This is a genomic window from Mycobacterium sp. NGS26, assembly GCF_059813025.1.
In genome coordinates this window covers 965,864-984,582 of sequence record NZ_JCALDU010000001.1, presented here as the reverse complement: position 1 = coordinate 984,582, position 18,719 = coordinate 965,864, and the positions used below count along the sequence as shown (strand labels likewise).

Below are 18,719 nucleotides of genomic sequence, written 5' to 3'. Positions count from 1 at the left end.
CGTTGATGGGCTGGTTTCGTAAAGCCTTCGGTGTTGGTCGGATCACCGAACGGGCGGGGCCTGCACCCCGGCAGACAGTGAAACCGCCTGCCGGAGTGCGTGGTTCGCTTCAGGTCCGCCACGTTGACGCGGGTTCGTGCAATGGGTGCGAGGTCGAGATCGCGGGCGCGTTCGGGCCGGTGTATGACGCCGAACGGTTCGGCGCGCGGCTGGTGGCCTCCCCCCGCCACGCGGACGCGCTGCTGGTGACCGGCGTCGTGACACACAACATGGCCGGCCCGTTGCGCACCACCGTCGACGCCACCCCGCGGCCCCGGCGGGTGATCGCGTGCGGCGACTGCGCCCTGAACGGAGGGGCGTTCCAGGACGCCTACGGCGTGGTCGGCCCGGTGGGTGACGTGGTTCCCGTCGACGTGGAGATCCCGGGCTGCCCCCCGACGCCGAGCCAGATCATCGAGGCTCTCAGATCGGTGACGGGCAAGTGACCGCGGAATCGGTGGCCCGCAAGGACTTCGGACCCGCACTGCCCGGCGCGCTGACGTCGCTGCTCGGTGGGGCCGGCGTATGGGCGGGGGCGCTGGGCATGTTCGGCTCTGCACGCACGGTGCGCATCGGATGGTTGCTTCCCCTGTCGGGGGTGCAGCTGGGCCTCGACCCGCTGGGCGGATTCTTCATGGCCCTGACGGGCGCCGTCGCGGTCGGGGTCGGGCTCTACGCGATCGGGTACGCCCGGCGCGGTCATCTAAGTCGGGTGGCACTGGCGGTGTTGCCGTTGTTCGTCGCGGCGATGCTGCTGGTGCCGGCCGCTGCCTCGGTCACCACCTTCCTGCTCGCGTGGGAGTTGATGGCCCTCGCGTCGTTGGTGTTGGTGCTGGCCGAGCACACTCGACCGCAGGTTCGTTCCGCCGCGTTGGTGTACGCGGTGATGACCCAGTTGGGGTTCGTCGCGATCCTGGTCGGGCTGATGGTGTTGTCGACGGCAGGTGGCACCGACCGCCTTGCCGACCTGCACCGGATACCGCAGGGCGCACGCACCGCGGTGTTCCTGTTGACGGTTGCCGGGTTCGGATCGAAGGCCGGGCTGGTGCCGCTGCACGCCTGGTTGCCGCGCGCCCACCCCGAGGCGCCCAGCCCGGTGTCGGCGCTGATGAGCGCTGCGATGGTCAACCTCGGCGTCTATGGCATATGCCGGATCGACCTGCAGCTGCTCGGCCCGGGTCCGCGGTGGTGGGGGCTCGCCTTGATGGCCGCCGGCGCGGTGTCGGCGCTCTATGGCGTGGTGCAGGCGTCGGTGGCCACGGATCTCAAACGGCTGCTTGCCTATTCGACGACGGAGAACATGGGGCTGATCGTGCTGGCGTTGGGAGCAGCGACCCTGTTCGCGGCCTCCGGTGCGCACGCGCCGGCAACAATCGCCGCGGTCGCGGCGATGCTGCACCTGATCGCGCACGCGGCCTTCAAAAGCCTCGGATTCCTGGCGGCGGGTTCGGTGCTGGCCGCAACGGGGCTGCGTGACCTCGACCGGTTGGGCGGCTTGGCCCCCCGGATGCCGGCGACCACCACCCTGTTCGGGGTGGCGGCGCTCGGCGCGTGCGGGCTGCCGCTGGGCGCCGGGTTCGTCAGCGAGTGGCTGCTGATCCAGTCACTGATCCACACGGCCCCGGAACATGTCGCGGCCCTGGCGCTGACCACGCCGCTGGCGGTGGGCGCGGTCGCGCTCACCACGGGTCTGGGCGTGGCGGCGATGGTCAAGGCGTTCGGGATCGGATTCCTGGCGCGGCCGCGATCCGAGCAGGCCGCCCGGGCTCGCGAGGCGCCGGGCAGCATGCTGGCCGGCATGGCAACGGCGGCGGCCGCGTGCATGGTGCTGGCCGTGGCGCCCTCGGTCGTCGCACCCGCGCTGCGTCGGGCGGTCGCCGCGTTACCCGCAGCGCGCACAGTGGAATTCACCGACCTCGGCGCCTTGGTGCGGTTGCCGGGCCTGCAGGGGTCGATCGCACCGGGCGTGATCGCTGCCGGCGTTGCGGTGGCCGCCCTGACCGTCGCCGTGCTGGCGAGATGGCGCCGCAGGCTGCGCCCGGCGCCCGTGACGGCGCCGTTATGGGCTTGCGGCGCAGAGGATCTCACTGCACGCATGCAATACACGGCCACGTCGTTCGCGGAGCCGCTGCAACGGGTCTTCGACGATGTCCTGCGTCCCGACACCGACATCGAAGTCACCCACACCTCCGAGTCGCGGTATCTGGCCGACAAGATCACCTACCGCACCAGGATCGCGGACGCGATCGAGGAGCGCTTCTACACGCCGGTGCTTCGGGCGATCTCGGATGCGGCGGGGTTGGTCCGGCGGGCTCACACCGGCAGCGTGCACCTCTACCTGGCCTATGGTGCGCTCGGCGTTCTGACCGTGTTGGTGGTCGCCCGATGACCTTCCTGTCCTACGTCGCGGGCGCGGCGCAAATCGCCGGCGTGATGGCCGGGGCGCCGTTGGTGGTGGGCCTTACCCGCCAGGTGCGCGCACGCTGGGAGGGCCGGGTGGGTGGTGGAGTCCTGCAGCCGTGGCGCGACCTCGTCAAACAGCTTGGCAAACAAAAGATCACGCCGCGTGGCACGACGGTGGTGTTCACGGCCGCACCCACCGTCGTCGCCGGTTCGACGTTGCTGATCGCCGCGATCGCACCGCTGGTCGCGACCGGATCGCCGCTAGATGACAGCGCCGACTTGTTCGCCGTCGTCGGCCTGCTGTTCCTGGGCACCGTCGCTCTGACCCTGGCCGGCATCGACACGGGCACCTCGTTCGGCGGCATGGGCGCCAGCCGCGAGATCACCATCGCCGCGCTGGTCGAACCCACCATTTTGCTGGCGGTGTTCGCGGTGTCGATGCCGGCCGGGTCGGCCAACCTCGGTGCCCTGGTGGCGCACACCGTCGCTCATCCCGGGCAGGTGGTGTCGCTGGCGACGGTGCTGGCGTGCGCCGCGCTGGTGATCGTGATCGTCGCCGAAACCGGGCGGCTACCCGTGGACAACCCTTCCACCCATCTCGAGCTGACGATGGTCCACGAGGCGATGGTTCTCGAATACGCCGGTCCGCGGCTGGCATTGGTCGAATGGGCGGCCGGGATGAGGCTGACGGTGCTACTGGCGCTGTTGGCAAACCTGTTCGCGCCGTGGGGGATCGCCGGCGGGCGGCCCAGCGCGCTGGACCTCGTCGTCGGCGTGGCGGCGGTGGCGGCGAAGGTCGCCATGCTGGCCGGACTGCTGGCGACCGTCGAGGTGTTCGTCGCCAAGCTGCGGCTGTTCCGGGTTCCCGAACTGCTGGCCGGATCGTTTCTGCTGGCGCTGCTCGCGGTCGTCGCGGCCAACTTCTTCGCGGTGCCGGCATGACGTACAACGCCTTTTCGGTACTGGTCGACCTCGCCGCCGGCGGGCTGCTCCTGGCCGCGGTGCTGATCGTGTGGCGCCGGAACCTGGCTGCCATCGTCCGGCTGCTGGCATGGCAGGGCGTCGCCCTGACGGCCATCCCCGTGCTGCGCGGTGTGTACGACGGCGACGCCGCGCTCATCGGTGTCGGCGTCGCCGTGCTGGTGTTGCGCGCGGCGGTGCTGCCGCGGCTGCTCGCCCGCGCGGTCGGGTCCGGGCCGCAATCGCACCGCGAAGCCACTCCCCTGGTCAACACCGCCACTTCGCTGCTCATCACCGCCGCCCTGACCCTGGCGGCCTTCGCGGCAACCCGGCCCCTGGTGAATCTGCAGCCCGGGGCGACGACCACCGCCGTCCCGGCGGCCACCGCCGCGGTGCTCATCGCGTTGCTCGTCATGGTCACGCGGCGTCACGCGGTGTCGCAGGCCGCGGGATTTCTCATGCTGGACAACGGAATCGCCGCCACCGCATTCTTGCTCACCGCCGGGGTGCCGCTGATCGTCGAACTCGGCGCCTCGCTGGACGTGCTGTTCGCCGTCATCGTGATCGGCGTCCTGACCGGCCGGCTGTCGCGCACCTTCGGGGGCGCCGACCTGGACGCGTTACGGGAGCTGCACGACTGATGACCGGCCTGCTGCTCACCGCGATCCTCGCGCCCGTCGGCGCGTCGATCGCCATACTGGTCGCCGGATGGCGCAGGGCGACGGCGACCCTGGTGGTCTTGTCGGCGGTGGCGGTGCTCGGGTGCGGCGTGGTGCTCCGCTTCCGCGTCGGATCGGGGACGAGGTTCGCGTTGGGCGGGCTGCTGCGGGTCGACGCGCTCACCGTCACGATGCTCATCGTCATCGGAATCGTTGCCGCACTGGCCACCTGGGCCAGCATCGGCTACATCGACGCCGAACTTGTGCACGGCGAAACCGACATGCGCGGCGCCCGGGTCTACGGTGCGCTGACCGCGGCATTCCTGGCCGCGATGGTTGTCGCGGTGTGCGCCAACAACATCGGCGTCATCTGGATCGCCGTCGAAGCCACCACGGTGATCACCGCCTTCCTGGTCGGACACCGCCGCACCCGTGGCGCGCTCGAAGCGACCTGGAAATACGTCGTGATCTGCTCCGTCGGCATCGCGATCGCCTTCCTTGGCACGGTGCTGCTCTACTACGCCGCCGAGCACGCCGGCGCGCCGGCCGCTGCCGCGCTGAACCTCGACGTGCTGGCGGCGCACGCAGGAGGGCTGCAACCCGACATCGCCCGGCTGGCAGGCGGATTGCTGCTGATCGGCTACGGCGCGAAGGTCGGGCTGTTTCCGTTCCACACGTGGTTGGCCGACGCCCACAGCCAGGCCCCGGCACCGGTTTCGGCGCTGATGAGCGGGGTGCTCCTGGCGGTGGCATTCTCGGTCCTGGTGCGCATCAAGCCGATCATCGACGCGGCCGCCGGGCCCACCTTCATGCGGTCTTGGCTGCTGGTCATCGGGTTGGCGACGCTGGTGGTCGCGGCGCTGATGCTGGCGGTGACACCCGACATCAAACGCATGCTCGCGTACTCCTCCATGGAGAACATGGGCCTGATCGCGATCGCCGCGGCCGCCGGAACCACGCTGGCCGTCGCCGCGCTACTGCTCCACGTCCTGGCCCACGGGATCGGCAAGACGGTCTTGTTCCTGGCGAGTGGTCAGTTGCAGGCGGCGCACCGCTCCACCGCGATCGCCGACATCAGCGCCGTGCTGCGGCGCTCCCGCGTTATCGGTGTGTCGCTGGCCGTCGGTGTGATAGTGCTACTCGGGCTGCCACCGTTCGCGATGTTCGCCAGCGAGTTGGCCATCGTCCGCTCGCTGGTCGACGCCCGGCTCACCTGGGCCATCGGGGTTGGCCTTCTGTTGGTCGCGATCGCCTTCGCCGCGCTGGCGCGCAACTGGGGCCGCATCCTGTTGGGCGCCAGCCCCGTTGACACACCAGAGATCACGGTGCCGCTGACGGTGGCGGCGGCCTTGGTCGCCGGTGTTGCCGTGTCGATCGCCCTCGGCGTGACGGCGGGTCCGCTCACCGGCCTGTTCACCGCCGCGGCCAGTAGCGTCGGTGCATCGCCGTGAACCGTGACCGGTTGCGGCACAGGCTGTCTCAGGATTCGCTGGCCGAGATGGCGGAAGACCTGCTGGGCAATGGCTTTCACCTGGGACTGGTGGCCGCTCACGACGACGACGATGCATACCGCGTGATCTACCTGTTCCTCGCGGGCGACCCCGATCGCCGCGTCGAACTCGAATGCGTTGTGCCCGCGGCTGATCCAGCCGTGCGTTCACTGGCATATCTTTCGTTCCCGGCCAGTCGCTTCGAGCGCGAGATGGCGGACCTGTACGGGATCCGACCCGTCGGGCATCCCAAGGCGCGCCGGCTGGTGCGGCATGCCCATTGGCCCGAGGAATGGTATCCCATGCGGCGCACAGCCCCACCTGCGCCCAAACTTGATGGCAGCGGCCACTTCCCGTTCCTCACCGTCGAGGGGCCCGGGGTGTACGAGATCCCGGTAGGTCCGGTCCACGCGGGGTTGATCGAGCCCGGCCATTTCCGCTTCTCGGTCGCCGGCGAAACCGTGCTGCGCCTCAAGGCCCGGCTGTGGTTCGTCCACCGCGGCGTGGAAAAGCTCTTCGAGGGCCGGCCGGCAGGAGGCGCGGTCGACCTGGCCGAACGCGTCAGCGGCGACACCTCCGCTGCGCACGCGCTCGCCCACAGCCTCGCAATAGAAGACGCGCTCGGGATTCGACTTCCCGACGAGGCACACCGGCTGCGCGCACTGCTCGTCGAACTCGAACGCCTTTACAACCACGTCGCGGACCTGGGCGCGCTGGCCAACGATGCCGGGTTCGCCCTCGCCAATGCGCACGCCCAACGGGTCCGCGAACAACTGCTGCGACTCAACGCGAATGTCACCGGACACCGGCTGCTGCGTGGCGCCATCCGGCCCGGCTCGGTCGCGCTGCGGGCGCTGCCCGAGGCCACCGAGCTGCGGTCCATTGCGGACGACGTCGCCGAGATCGCCGAACTGACCCTTCGCAACTCCCTGGTGTACGACAGGTTCGCCGGCACGGCGGTGCTGGACAAGGAAGATGCCCACGCCCTCGGCTGCCTGGGCTATGTGGCGCGGGCGAGCGGCCTGCGCACCGACGCCCGGCTGCAGCACCCCACCACCGCGCTTCCCGTAACCGAGGTCGGCGCAGTCGAGGGGGACGTGCTGGCCCGCTACACCGTGCGGCGCGACGAGTTCGCCGCGTCCACCGCGTTGGCATGCCACCTGATCGAATCACACACCGGCCCAATCGAATACGCTGAAGACATACCCGCACTGCATGCGTCGTGCAGTGGTGTCGGCATCGTCGAGGGATGGCGCGGCACCGTCGTCCATCGCGTCGAGATCGACGCCGCCAACCGGATCACGCGCGCGAAGATCGTCGACCCATCCTGGTTCAACTGGCCTGCGCTGCCCGTCGCGATGGCCGACACCATCGTCCCCGACTTCCCATTGGTCAACAAGAGCTTCAACCAGTCGTACGCCGGCAACGATCTTTAATCGGCGCGGCTACCCTTCGCCGGCCAGGGCGAACCTGCCGTCGGCGGTCTGGGTGACCAGGCCGTCGGCGAGCAACGAATACAGGGCGCGGTCTCGCTGCGCGGTATCGGTCAGCCACGCCACGTCCAGGTCGGCGCGGGTGACCGGGGATGTGTTGTCGCGCAACACATCCAGCAGCCTCCCGCGGACCTGCCGGTCGGTCCCGGCGTAGGTCTGCGCGCGCCGGGCCGGCCCGTGCGCCGGCGGAAAGCCGGCGCGCCGCCAGGCGCACTCGCTGACCGGGCACAGCCCGCATCGCGGAGCCCGCGCGGTGCACACGATCGCGCCCAGTTCCATCAGGGCCACCGAAAACCGCGGCGCCCGTTCGTCGTCCGGCAACAACGCGGCGACGTCGGCGTGGTCGCGCGCCGCGGACGGCGCACCGGCGTCGGCCAGGCCGTGCACGGCCCGCGCCACCACCCGTCGCACGTTGGTGTCGACCACCGGCACCGGCTTGCGGTAGGCGAAGCAGGCCACGGCCCGCGCGGTGTAGCCGCCCACTCCCGGTAACCCCAGCAGCGTCTCGACGTCGTCGGGCACCACGTCGCCGTGCTCACGGGCGATGACGGTGGCGCACTCGTGCAGGCGCTTGGCCCGCCGCGGATAGCCCAGCTTGCCCCAGGCGCGCAGCACGTCGGCGGCGCTGGTCGCCGCGGTGGCCGACGGGGTGGGCCAGCGCCGCACCCAGTCCTGCCAGACGGGCAGCACCCGCGCCACCGGCGTCTGCTGCAGCATGAACTCGCTGACCAGGATCTGCCACGCGCTCACATCCGGCTCCCGCCACGGCAGGTCGCGGCGCGACCGGTCGTACCAATCGAGAAGATCGGTAACCGATATGAGTGGCCTGCCGTTCATGCGCGGCTGCGGCATGATGTGTGGCATGCCCAACACCAGCCCGGTAACCGCGTGGAAAGCACTCAAAGAGGGTAACGAGCGGTTCGTCGCCGGTAAGCCGCAGCATCCCAGCCAGAGCGTCGAGCATCGGGCCAACCTGGCCGCGGGCCAGAAGCCCACCGCGGTTGTGTTCGGCTGCGCGGACAGCCGGGTCGCCGCCGAGCTGATCTTCGACCAGGGTCTGGGCGACATGTTCGTGGTTCGCACCGCCGGGCAGGTCATCGACTCGGCGGTGCTGGGCTCCATCGAGTTCGCGGTGACGGTGCTCGACGTGCCGCTCATCGTCATCCTCGGCCACGACAGCTGCGGCGCCGTCAAGGCGGCGTTGGCGGCGATCGAGGACGGCGCGATACCGGCGGGTTGGGTGCGCGACCTGGTGGAGCGGGTCGCGCCGTCGATCCTGATGGGCCGCCGCGACGGCCTGACCCGCGTCGACGAGTTCGAGGAGCGGCACGTCAGCGAGACGCTGGCGCAGCTCATGGCGCGTTCCTCGGCGATCGCGGAGCGGGTGGCCGCCGGCACGCTGGCCATCGCGGGCGTCACCTATCACCTCGCCGACGGGAAGGCCGCTTTGGTCGACCACGTGGGCGACATCGGGGAGTGAGCCGCAGAGCTGATTCTGGTGCCCAAGCTGCGATGACGAACCTGCCAGAGGCTCGTATCGTGGTTTATATGACATGGATACAATTGCACGAGCGGATGGTCCTGATGGCCGAGTTGATCGACCGGGCCTCCGAGGATCCCGACGCGGCACTGGATTACGGCTGCAGCCTGCCCGACGTGGGACGGCTGTTCGGCGGTGCGGAAGGCCTGCTGCTGTCGCTGGAGCAGCGTTGGGTGACGTTTTTGACGGCGAAGCTGGATCAGGCCGCCTACGAAGGCGTCCCGTCCGAACGCGCCGCCGCTGAGCTCGCCGCCGAGCAGCCCGGGCTGCGGGCACTGCTCGACGCCGCCGCACGGCGGTCGGATCGCGTCCGGTCTCAGGAGCGAGACGACGAGTGGATCATCAAGGTCTACGGCAGCGCGACCGGAACAGGTACGGCCACGGTAGCGCCGCCGCGACCGCGCAAGCCTGCTGCCGTCGCCGACCCGGCGTGGTCACAGCAACATCAGCGGATGGCCGTCATCGCCGAGTTGATCGACCGGGCCTCCGAGGATCCCGACGCGGCACTGGATTACGGCTGCAGCCTGCCCGACGTGGGACGGCTGTTCGGCGGTGCGGAAGGCCTGCTGCTGTCGCTGGAACAGCGTTGGGTGACGTTTTTGACGGCGAAGCTGGATCAGGCCGCCTACGAAGGCGTCCCGTCCGAACGCGCCGCCGCAGAGCTCGCCGCCGAGCAGCCCGGGCTGCGGGCACTGCTCGACGCCGCCGCACGGCGGTCCGTCCGGATTGACGCCCTGGAACACGCCGACGAGTGGATCGTCGAGGTCTATCACGACGCGCCTGGCCACGGTGTTCCGGTGCCGTAGCTGTCCGTCGCCCCGGGCGGTCTCTCACACGCCGGTTGGCCAGCTAACATCGCGACACGCCGGGCCGGGTCGGGCAAAACCACGTGACCTGGCCCTACGGTGTGAATGTGCTGGATCTGGAACCGCGTGGCCCGCTACCGACCGAGATCTACTGGCGGCGCCGGGGCCTGGCCCTCGGTATCGCGGTAGTAGTGGTCGGGATCGTGGTCGCCACGGTCATCGCCTTCATGAGCAACAACGCGGGCGCCAAACCCGCCAACGCCGACAAGGCCAACTCCGCGCAGGCCAAGCCGGCGGCGCCCGCACCCCAGGCGCCCCCGCCCGCCGGGCAGGAGGCGCCGGCCCCGGTGCCGCCGGCGCAGGGACAAAACCCGGAGACCGCCACCCCCACCGCGGCCGTGCAGCCGCCGCCGGTGCTCAAGGAGGGCGACGACTGCCCCGACTCGACCCTGGCCGTCAAGGGCCTGACCAACGCGCCCCAGTACTTCATCGGCGACCAGCCGAAATTCACCATGGTCGTCACCAACATCGGGCTGGTGACCTGCAAGCGTGACGTCGGCGCCGCGGTGCTGGCCGCCTACGTCTACTCGCTGGACAACAAGCGGCTGTGGTCCAACCTGGACTGCGCTCCCTCCAACGAGACCCTGGTCAAGGCCTTCACCCCGGGCGAACAGGTGACGACGGCGGTCACCTGGACCGGGATGGGGTCGGCGCCGCATTGCCCGCTGCCGCGGCCCGCGATCGGGCCGGGCACCTACAACCTCGTCGTGCAGCTGGGCAACCTGCGCTCGCAGCCGGTTCCGTTCATCCTGAATCAGCCGCCACCGCCGCCCGGTCCGGCGCCCGCGCCGGGTCAGCCGGCGCTCGCCCCGCCGCCCGAGGCGCCGCCGGCCCCGACGGGGTAGCTCGCAGTCAGCTCAGCGGGTCGGCGATCGTCGACTCCGCCAGCTGTGAGAGCCCTTCCCGCACGTGGCGGGCCCACATGGCGCCGATGCCGTCGACCGACTGCAGGTCGTTGGCGCTGGCCGCCAGCAGGCCCTGCAGCGTCCCGAACGACCTGACCAGCAGATCCACGTGGGCGAACTGCAGCCGCGGGATGCCGGCCATCGCGCGGTAGCCACGCGGGCTCAACGCCGAGTCCTGCGCCTCCGCGGTCGTCGGGTAGCCGAAAACCTTTGCCAGCGAAGTGAAGTCGAGCAGCTCGGTGTCCGACAGGGCGTCCAGCTCTTCCAGGGTGGCGGTCATCTGCGATTCGGACAGCGGTTCGGGGCTGGCGTGATAGTCGCGCACGATCAGCTCCCGCGCGATGTCGTTGCCGCCGAGCAACTCCTCGAGCTGCAGCCGCAGCTGGCGCCCGTCGGTGCCGAGTTCGACGCAGTCGTAGTCGATCGCCAGCCCGATGCGCCGGACCAGCTCCAGCCGCTGCACCACCGTCATCACGTCGCGCAGCGTGACGAAGTCCTCGATCTCGGCTCGCGAGAGCTGCCGGCTGACCTCGTCGAGCCGCATCTTGTACCGCTCCAGGGTCGCGATGGCCTGATTGGCCCGCGACAGGATGGTCGCCGAGTCCGCCACCACGTGCCGCTCCCCGCCGACGTAGACGGTGACGATGTTCATCGAGTGGCTGACCGAGATAACCGGGTGGCCGGTCTGGATCGCGGCCCGCTCGGCGGAGCGGTGGCGGGTTCCCGATTCGTCGGTGGGAATGGACGGGTCGGGGACCAACTGCACGTTGGCCCGCACGATGCGGCTGCCGTCGGTGGACAGCACGACGGCGCCGTCCATCTTGGCCAGCTCGCGCAACCGGGTCGGGGCGTACCGCACGTCGAGCGCGAATCCGCCGTCGCAGATGGCCTCGACGTTCTCGTCGTTGCCCAGCACGATCAGCGCGCCGGTGCGCCCGCGCAGGATGCGCTCCAGGCCGTCGCGCAGCCCGGTGCCGGGCGCCAGGCGGGCGATGGTCTCGCGCAGCGTGGGACGGGTCACAGCGTGCATTCTCTGCCACGCGCCGTTGGCGCGCAAAAGGGAAGCGCCCGGCCGCCGCCGCCCTCAGGGGGTGCTGGCGTGGTGATCGGCGATGTCGATCATGTGCTCCAGCGCCGCGACGATGGTCGGCGCGCGCAGCGCGCGCATCCCGCTCGGCACGATCTCTCGCCGCGGGTCGTCGCCGTCCGGGATCAGCGCGATGTTGAACCCCTGGCGCACGGCTTCGCTCAGCCGTCGTTCCATGCCGCTGACGCGGCGCAGGTCGCCCGCCAGGCCCACCTCGCCGATCATCACCGCCGTCGTGGGCAGCGGCAGGTTCGCGTACGCCGAGGCCAGCGCCATCGCGACGGCCAGGTCGGACGACGGGTCGGTCAGCCGCATGCCGCCCACGGTGGACAGGTAGACGTCGTTGACGGCGATGGAGAGCCTGCCGTGCTTTTCCAGCACCGCGCCGATCATCGCGGACCTGGCGTGGTCGATGCCGCTGACGGCGCGGCGCGGCGAGCCGCTCGACGGTGTCGCCAGCAGCGCCTGAACCTCGCCGATGAGCGGTCGCTTGCCGTCCAGGGTGACCGTGATCGCGGTGCCGGGCACCGGCGTGTGCCGTTGATCCAGAAAGAGGTTCGACGGATCGGCCACGCCTTCAATGCCGTTGTCGTGCAACAGGAAACACCCGACCTCGTCGGCCGCGCCGAACCGGTTCTTGATGCCGCGGACCATTCGCAGCGCGCCGTTGCGGTCGCCCTCGAAATGCAGCACCACGTCGACGAGATGTTCCAGCGAGCGCGGTCCGGCGATGGCCCCGTCCTTGGTGACGTGGCCGACGAGGATCAGCGCGACGTCGCTGGCCTTCGCGGCGGCGGTCAGCCGGGCGGTGACCGCCCGCACCTGCGTGACCCCGCCGGCGACGCCGTCGGCCTCGGTGGTGGACATGGTCTGCACCGAGTCGACGATGACCAGCGCGGGCCCGACCGTCGCGATGTGGTCGAGCACGGCGTGCAGGTCGGATTCGGCGGCCAGGTAGAGCTCGTCGCCGCCGCAGCCGGTCCGGTCGGCGCGCAGCCGGATCTGACCGGCGGACTCCTCACCGGAGATGTACAGCGCGCGCCTGCCCGACTGCGCCCAGCGGTGGGCGACCTTGAGCAGCAGCGTCGACTTGCCCACGCCCGGGTCGCCCGCCAGCAGCGTCACCGAGCCGGGCACCACACCGCCGCCGAGCACCCGGTCGAGTTCGTCCACGCCCGTCGACCGGTGCTCGCTGACGTTGGGCGCGATGGAAGAGATGGGAACGGCCCGCGAAGCCGGGGCCCGCCGGCGGGCGTTGCCGCCGACCGAGCTCAGCACGGCCACCTCGTCGACGGTGCCCCAGGTGCCGCACTCCAGGCAGCGGCCCACCCACTTGGGGGTGACATGACGGCATTCCGAGCAGCGGTATTGCGAGCGTGCGTGTGCCACTCCGTGACGGTATCGGGCCGGTCCGACAAGTCCCGGTGCCGCGGACAGCTCAGCCGGCCTGTGGCCCCAGCCCGGCCGAGATCGGCACCATCACGCTGGCCTTCCCGGCCTTCTCGAAGTCGAAGGTGAAGTTGTAGGTGAGGCCGTTGGTGATCGGCTTGGCCAGGTTGACGGTCGCCTTGGCCGCGGTGTTGGAGCCGATGGGCCCCGGCGCCACCTTCGCGCCTTCGGGCGTGCCGATGAACAGCATCCCGCCGGCGGGCAGGCGCGCGTCCCCGTTGATCGTCACCGTCCCGATGTCACTGGTGACGCTCACCAGCCTGTCGGGAACGTCCGGCGACTGGTTGACGGCGACCAGCACCAGGTCCACCGTTCGGCCCGGCTGAAGGTAGTCGCCGGTCTGCACGGCCTGCATGCGGACATCGCGCAGCGCCACGTTGTTGATCGTGACCTTGTTGCCGTTGACGGCGGGCTCCTGGGTGGCCATCTGCGAGATCTGGCCGGCGCCGCAACCGGTGAGCACGGCGGCGATCAGGGCGAGCACGGGCAGGATCGGGAGGCTGGTCTTCAAGCGGTTCACTCATTGCCTCCTGCTGGGCCTCGCGCCGTCTGACGGCCGTCCGATCGTGCAACTATGCACAGTAGTAGGAAGGCCCTCGCGACGGTAGCGCAGGGCACCAGACCTGCGCGGCAGGGTCCGGATGGGGCCGCCGTACAGGTCGGATGAGGGCATTGGTACTCTGTTGCCTTGCATGTTCCGCTCCGCCTGTCAACCCCTAATGTGCACGTGTTGTGCCCCTGACCTGCAACGTTGTTCCGCACGCGTCGGGCCGCCGTGTTAGACTGAAGTAACGAAAGGGGCTCGAATCAGATGATCTTCAAGGTCGGCGACACCGTTGTCTATCCACACCACGGTGCTGCGTTAGTCGAGGCGATCGAAACCCGCACCATCAAAGGGGAACAAAAAGAGTATCTCGTCTTGAAAGTGGCGCAGGGCGACCTGACCGTTCGAGTACCCGCCGAAAACGCTGAATACGTCGGTGTCCGTGACGTCGTCGGCCAGGAAGGCCTCGACAAGGTTTTCCAGGTACTGCGCGCTCCGCACACCGAAGAGCCCACCAACTGGTCGCGCCGCTACAAGGCCAACCTGGAAAAGCTCGCCTCCGGCGACGTCAACAAGGTGGCCGAGGTCGTGCGCGACCTATGGCGTCGCGACCAGGAGCGCGGACTGTCCGCCGGGGAGAAGCGCATGCTGGCCAAGGCGCGGCAGATTCTGGTCGGTGAGTTGGCGCTGGCCGAAAGCACCGACGACGCCAAGGCGGAGACCATCCTCGACGAGGTTCTGGCCGCCGCTTCCTGAAACCCCAGAGGCTCTGGTGGTCGGGGCGGCGGGCGGCGTAGTAGCGGTAGTCCCGGCGGCGGGGTCGGGCGAGCGACTGGCTGCGGGGATCCCGAAAGCATTCTGTGAGCTCGACGGGCGCACCCTGCTGGAACGCGCCGTCGGCGGCCTGCTGGAGTCCGGCGTCGTCGGCGGCGTGGTGGTCGCCGTCCCCACCGACCGCATCGACCAGGCCGAGCGGGCGCTGGGCGGGCGGGCCACCGTCGTCGCCGGGGGAGCCGACCGCACCGAATCCGTGCGCCTGGCCCTGTCGGCGCTGCCCGCGACCGCGGAGTTCGTGCTGGTGCACGACGCCGCCCGGGCGCTGACGCCGCCGGGGCTGATCGTGCGGGTGGTCGACGCGCTGCGGGCCGGGCACCGCGCCGTCGTGCCCGCGCTGCCGCTGTCTGACACCATCAAGGCCGTGGATGCCAACGGGGTGGTGCTGGGCACGCCGGAGCGCGCCGGCCTGCGGGCGGTGCAGACGCCGCAGGGATTTGCCACCGAACTGCTGCTGCGGGCCTACGAGCGGGCCGGCGCCGCCGATTTCACCGACGACGCGTCGCTCGTCGAGCACGTCGGCGGCCAGGTCCAGGTGGTCGACGGCGACCCGCTGGCGTTCAAGATCACCACCCAGCTGGATCTGGTGCTGGCCCAAGCGATTGTGCGCCGGTGAGCGAGCCGCGGGTCGGTGTGGGCGCCGACGTGCACCCGATCGAACCCGGCCGGCCGTGCTGGCTCGTCGGGCTGCTGTTCGACGGCGCCGACGGCTGCGCGGGGCATTCCGACGGCGACGTCGGGGTCCACGCGCTGTGCGACGCCGTGCTGTCGGCCGCGGGGCTGGGCGATATCGGCGCGGTGTTCGGCGTCGACGATCCGCGCTGGCAAGGCGTCAGCGGCGCCGACATGCTGCGCCACGTCGTCGATCTGCTCGCCAGCGAGGGCTACCGGGTCGGCAACGCCGCGGTGCAGGTGATCGGCAACCGGCCGAAAATCGGGCCGCGCCGCGCCGAGGCGCAGGAGGTGCTGTCGGGTCTGCTGCGGGCCCCGGTGTCGGTGTCGGGGACGACCACCGACGGGCTGGGCCTGACCGGGCGCGGCGAGGGTCTGGCCGCGATCGCCACGGCGCTGTTGGTGCCCGCCGGGCACGCGCCCTGACGGCCGGGGAAATCGGAACCAGCAGGTAAGCTGGCACGTCGTGACCGATAGCGCCCGCATGCGGCTACACGACACCGCGGCTGGAGCCGTGCGTGACTTCGTTCCGCTGCGCCCGGGGCACGTCTCCATCTACCTGTGCGGCGCCACGGTGCAGGGGCTGCCGCACATCGGCCATGTCCGCAGCGGGGTGGCCTTCGACATCTTGCGTCGCTGGCTGATCGCGCGCGGCTACGACGTCGCGTTCATCCGCAACGTGACCGATATCGACGACAAGATCCTCACCAAGGCCGCGTCGGCGTGCCGGCCGTGGTGGGAGTGGGCGGCCACCTACGAGCGGGCCTTCAGCGCGGCCTATGACGCCCTGGACGTGCTGCCGCCGTCGGCGGAACCCCGCGCGACCGGGCACATCACGCAGATGGTCGAGTTGATCGAGCGCCTGATCGAAAAGGGCCACGCGTATACGGGCAACGGCGACGTCTACTTCGACGTGCTCAGCTACCCGGAGTACGGCCAGCTGTCCGGGCACAAGATCGACGACGTGCACCAGGGCGAGGGAGTGGCCAGCGGCAAGCGCGACCAGCGCGACTTCACGCTGTGGAAGGGCGCCAAGCCCGGCGAGCCGTCGTGGCCCACGCCGTGGGGGCGCGGGCGGCCCGGCTGGCACACCGAGTGCGTCGCGATGGCCCACGAGTACCTGGGTCCCGAGTTCGACATCCATTGCGGTGGAATGGATTTGGTGTTCCCGCACCACGAGAACGAAATCGCGCAGAGCCGTGCCGCCGGCGATGCGTTCGCCCGCTACTGGCTGCACAACGGCTGGGTGACGATGGGCGGGGAGAAGATGAGCAAGTCGCTGGGCAATGTGTTGTCCATCCCGGCGATGTTGCAGCGGGTGCGGCCCGCCGAGCTGCGCTACTACCTGGGCAGCGCGCATTACCGGTCGATGCTGGAGTTCTCCGAGACCGCGCTGCAGGATGCGGTGAAAGCCTATGTCGGCGTTGAGGATTTCCTGCACCGCGTCCGCATTCGGGCCGGCGCGGTGGTGCCCGGCGAATGGACACCGCGGTTCGCCGCGGCGCTCGACGACGACCTGGCGGTCCCGGTCGCGCTGGCCGAGGTGCATCACGCCCGCGCGGAGGGCAACCGGGCGCTCGACGCCGGCGACCACGAGGGCGCGCTGAAGCACGCCGGCTCGATCCGGGCCATGATGGGCATCCTGGGCTGCGACCCGCTCGACGAGCGCTGGGAGTCGCGCGACGAGACGTCGGCGGCGCTCGCGGCCGTCGGCGTGCTGGTGGAGGCCGAGCTGGAAAACCGGGAGAAGGCGCGCGAGCAGCGCAACTGGGCGCTGGCCGACCAGATCCGGGACCGCCTCAAGAAGGCCGGCATCGAGGTCACCGACACCGCCGACGGGCCGCAGTGGACGTTGGGCGGAGACGGCAAGTAGATGGCCGGTAACTCGCGGCGCCGGGGGGCGGTACGCAAACCCGGCACCAAGAAGGGCCCCACCGTGGGCTCGGGCGGCCGGCGGCGCCGCGCGCTGGAGGGGCGCGGTCCCACACCGCCCGCGCACATGCGCCCCCATCATCCGGCCGCGAAGCGCGCCCAGTCGCAGCCGCGGCGAACGGCCAAACGGGGCGACGAAACCGAAACGGTGCTGGGCCGTAACCCGGTGCTGGAATGCCTGCGCGCCGGTGTGCCGGCGACCGCCCTGTACGTCGCGCTCGGGACCGAGGCCGACGAGCGGCTCACCGAATCCGTAGCGCGGGCGGCCGATTTGGGCATCGCGATCCTCGAGGTGCCGCGCACCGACCTGGACCGGATGACCGCCAACCACCTGCACCAGGGCATCGCGTTGCAGGTGCCGCCGTACCGCTACGCCCACCCCGACGACCTGCTCGCGGCCGCTCTCGATAGCCCACCGGCGCTGCTGGTCGCGCTGGACAACATCTCCGACCCCCGCAACTTGGGGGCGATCGTTCGTTCGGTGGCGGCCTTCGGCGGTCACGGGGTGCTGATACCGCAGCGACGCTCGGCGTCGGTGACGGCGGTGGCCTGGCGCACCAGCGCGGGTGCGGCCGCCCGCATCCCGGTGGCGCGAGCGACCAATCTCACCAGGGCGCTAAAGGGTTGGGCAGACAGCGGGTTGCGCGTCGTCGGGTTGGACGCCGGCGGCGACACCGCGCTCGACGAGCTGGACGGCACCGACCCGATGGTGGTGGTCGTCGGATCGGAGGGCAAGGGCCTGTCGCGGCTGGTGCGGCAGAACTGCGACGAGGTGGTGTCCATCCCGATGGCCGGTCCGACCGAATCGCTGAACGCTTCGGTGGCCGCCGGGGTGGTGCTCGCCGAAATCGCCCGCCAGCGGCGGCATTAGGTGAGCGCCCGGCTAATCGCTGTGCTGCTGGCGCTGGCGGTGCTTCTGGCCGGGCCGGCTTCTGCGCAAGGATCCGAGTTCGACCTGCAGGCGCACCGCGGCGGGCGCGGCGAGACGACGGAGGAATCGCTGCGGGCCTTCGCCAAATCGCTCGAATTGGGCGTCAGCACTTTGGAACTCGACATCGCCATCACCAAGGACGGCCAGCCCCTGGTGTGGCACGACCCGACGATCGAGGCCGAGAAGTGCTCGGACACCGCGCCCGCCTTCGCCGGTGACCCGGCCTATCCCTACGTCGGCAGGCTGGTGCACGAGCTCACCCTGGTGCAGATCCGCACGCTGGACTGCGGCCGCCGGCTCGACGAGTTTCCCGATGCGGAAGTCGTGCGGGGCAACAGGATAGCGACGCTGCCGGAGGTTTTCGCGCTCGCCGACTCGTATCGCGCCGACGTGCGCTACAACATCGAAACCAAGGTCGAGGCCGATCACCCGGGCGCCTCGGCGGAGCCGCAGGAATTCGTCGACGTGATACTGGCCGCGGTCCGGGCCGCGGGCAAGGTCGACCGCGTGGAGATTCAGAGCTTCGACTGGCGCACCTTGCCGATGGTGCGCCGGGCCGAGCCGTCGATTCCCTTGGTGGCGCTGTACAACGGGGAGACGTGGCCGCCGGATTCCGGCGACCCGATGGTCGGCGCCTTGATGGTGGGTGCCAATGCGGTGTCGCCGCGATATGGGCTCGTCTCGGGCAAACCGTATGTCGATCGCGCGCATGCGTTGGGGCTCAAGGTCATTCCCTGGACGGTCAACGACGCCTACGCCATGCGCGCGCAGATCGGCTACGGCGTCGACGGCCTCATCACCGACTTCCCCACGCTGCTGCGCGACGTGCTGGCCGGACTCGGCACGCCGCTGCCCCCGTCGTACCACCGAAGCTAATCGGTGCTTGGTCGCGAGAACGATAAGGTCCTGTGCCAC

General features: G+C 70.3%; 19 protein-coding genes. 15 read left to right on the top strand and 4 right to left on the bottom strand.

The window, feature by feature from the left end:
- Nucleotides 1-5 precede the first annotated feature (5 nt).
- From AC5Y6X_RS04765 to AC5Y6X_RS04740, 6 genes are read left to right on the top strand one after another with little or no spacing between them, the layout of a single operon-like run.
- The gene (locus tag AC5Y6X_RS04765; RefSeq protein ID WP_324679370.1) at nt 6-485 is read left to right on the top strand and encodes an NADH-quinone oxidoreductase subunit B family protein; all 480 of its coding nucleotides are present in this window, start codon (nt 6-8) and stop codon (nt 483-485) included.
- A gap of 38 nt (nt 486-523) precedes the next feature.
- Nucleotides 524-2,428 carry a proton-conducting transporter transmembrane domain-containing protein gene (locus AC5Y6X_RS04760; protein WP_324679755.1) on the top strand — a complete coding sequence of 635 codons (1,905 nt, stop codon included), beginning with the start codon at nt 524-526 and terminating at the stop codon, nt 2,426-2,428.
- Between the two features lie 5 nt (nt 2,429-2,433).
- The gene (locus AC5Y6X_RS04755) at nt 2,434-3,384 is read left to right on the top strand and encodes a respiratory chain complex I subunit 1 family protein (RefSeq protein WP_324679752.1); all 951 of its coding nucleotides are present in this window, start codon (nt 2,434-2,436) and stop codon (nt 3,382-3,384) included.
- Entirely contained in the window at nt 3,381-4,043 is a 663-nt protein-coding gene (locus tag AC5Y6X_RS04750) for a hypothetical protein (RefSeq protein WP_324679368.1), read from the top strand. The genes AC5Y6X_RS04755 and AC5Y6X_RS04750 overlap by 4 nt, the downstream gene beginning before the upstream one ends.
- Nucleotides 4,043-5,512: a proton-conducting transporter transmembrane domain-containing protein gene (locus AC5Y6X_RS04745; protein WP_499984906.1), complete on the top strand. Its 1,470-nt coding sequence runs from the start codon at nt 4,043-4,045 to the stop codon at nt 5,510-5,512. The genes AC5Y6X_RS04750 and AC5Y6X_RS04745 overlap by 1 nt, the downstream gene beginning before the upstream one ends.
- Before the next feature lie 47 nt (nt 5,513-5,559).
- Complete coding sequence (locus tag AC5Y6X_RS04740) at nt 5,560-6,987, top strand: hydrogenase large subunit (protein WP_499985247.1); 1,428 nt, start codon at nt 5,560-5,562, stop codon at nt 6,985-6,987.
- A 9-nt stretch (nt 6,988-6,996) separates the two neighbouring features.
- On the opposite strand, the gene AC5Y6X_RS04735 is transcribed toward AC5Y6X_RS04740, so the two are convergent.
- Nucleotides 6,997-7,908: an iron-sulfur binding domain-containing protein gene (locus AC5Y6X_RS04735; RefSeq protein WP_499984905.1), complete on the bottom strand. Its 912-nt coding sequence runs from the start codon at nt 7,906-7,908 to the stop codon at nt 6,997-6,999.
- Here AC5Y6X_RS04735 and AC5Y6X_RS04730 point away from each other — a divergent pair.
- The 3 genes from AC5Y6X_RS04730 to AC5Y6X_RS04720 all read left to right on the top strand — a co-directional run bounded on the left by AC5Y6X_RS04730 (nt 7,907) and on the right by AC5Y6X_RS04720 (nt 10,295).
- Nucleotides 7,907-8,524, top strand: coding sequence for a carbonic anhydrase (locus tag AC5Y6X_RS04730; protein WP_499984903.1), 618 nt, complete (start codon nt 7,907-7,909; stop codon nt 8,522-8,524). The genes AC5Y6X_RS04735 and AC5Y6X_RS04730 overlap by 2 nt on opposite strands.
- A gap of 68 nt (nt 8,525-8,592) precedes the next feature.
- Nucleotides 8,593-9,390, top strand: a complete 798-nt coding sequence (locus AC5Y6X_RS04725) for a hypothetical protein (protein ID WP_499984902.1) — start codon at nt 8,593-8,595, stop codon at nt 9,388-9,390.
- A gap of 107 nt (nt 9,391-9,497) precedes the next feature.
- Nucleotides 9,498-10,295, top strand: a complete 798-nt coding sequence (locus AC5Y6X_RS04720; protein ID WP_499984901.1) for a hypothetical protein — start codon at nt 9,498-9,500, stop codon at nt 10,293-10,295.
- Nucleotides 10,296-10,302: 7 nt separating this feature from the next.
- Here the strand turns inward: AC5Y6X_RS04720 and disA are convergent, their stop codons facing one another.
- Genes disA through AC5Y6X_RS04705 form a run of 3 tightly spaced genes read right to left on the bottom strand, consistent with a single transcriptional unit; the run spans nt 10,303 to nt 13,411 of the window.
- Entirely contained in the window at nt 10,303-11,385 is a 1,083-nt protein-coding gene (disA, locus tag AC5Y6X_RS04715; protein ID WP_499984899.1) for a DNA integrity scanning diadenylate cyclase DisA, read from the bottom strand.
- 54 nt (nt 11,386-11,439) lie between these two features.
- Nucleotides 11,440-12,831, bottom strand: coding sequence for a DNA repair protein RadA (gene radA / locus AC5Y6X_RS04710; protein ID WP_499984898.1), 1,392 nt, complete (start codon nt 12,829-12,831; stop codon nt 11,440-11,442).
- Between the two features lie 49 nt (nt 12,832-12,880).
- Nucleotides 12,881-13,411, bottom strand: coding sequence for a copper chaperone PCu(A)C domain-containing protein (locus AC5Y6X_RS04705; RefSeq protein ID WP_499984896.1), 531 nt, complete (start codon nt 13,409-13,411; stop codon nt 12,881-12,883).
- Nucleotides 13,412-13,702: 291 nt separating this feature from the next.
- Between AC5Y6X_RS04705 and carD the strand changes: the two genes are divergently transcribed.
- The 6 genes from carD to AC5Y6X_RS04675 are packed head-to-tail and all read left to right on the top strand — an operon-like array spanning nt 13,703 to nt 18,680.
- Nucleotides 13,703-14,191 (top strand): RNA polymerase-binding transcription factor CarD, encoded by a 489-nt coding sequence (carD, locus tag AC5Y6X_RS04700; protein WP_003419482.1) that lies wholly within the window; start codon nt 13,703-13,705, stop codon nt 14,189-14,191.
- 16 nt (nt 14,192-14,207) lie between these two features.
- The gene (ispD, locus tag AC5Y6X_RS04695; RefSeq protein ID WP_499984895.1) at nt 14,208-14,885 is read left to right on the top strand and encodes a 2-C-methyl-D-erythritol 4-phosphate cytidylyltransferase; all 678 of its coding nucleotides are present in this window, start codon (nt 14,208-14,210) and stop codon (nt 14,883-14,885) included.
- A complete protein-coding gene (ispF, locus tag AC5Y6X_RS04690) occupies nt 14,882-15,367 on the top strand; it encodes a 2-C-methyl-D-erythritol 2,4-cyclodiphosphate synthase (protein ID WP_499984894.1) in 486 nt (161 codons plus the stop codon). The genes ispD and ispF overlap by 4 nt, the downstream gene beginning before the upstream one ends.
- Nucleotides 15,368-15,407: 40 nt before the next feature.
- On the top strand, nt 15,408-16,814 hold the full coding sequence (cysS, locus tag AC5Y6X_RS04685) for a cysteine--tRNA ligase (protein ID WP_499984893.1): 1,407 nt from the start codon (nt 15,408-15,410) through the stop codon (nt 16,812-16,814).
- Nucleotides 16,815-17,744, top strand: a complete 930-nt coding sequence (rlmB, locus tag AC5Y6X_RS04680) for a 23S rRNA (guanosine(2251)-2'-O)-methyltransferase RlmB (protein WP_499984891.1) — start codon at nt 16,815-16,817, stop codon at nt 17,742-17,744.
- Nucleotides 17,745-18,680, top strand: coding sequence for a glycerophosphodiester phosphodiesterase (locus AC5Y6X_RS04675; RefSeq protein WP_499984890.1), 936 nt, complete (start codon nt 17,745-17,747; stop codon nt 18,678-18,680).
- Nucleotides 18,681-18,719 lie beyond the last annotated feature (39 nt).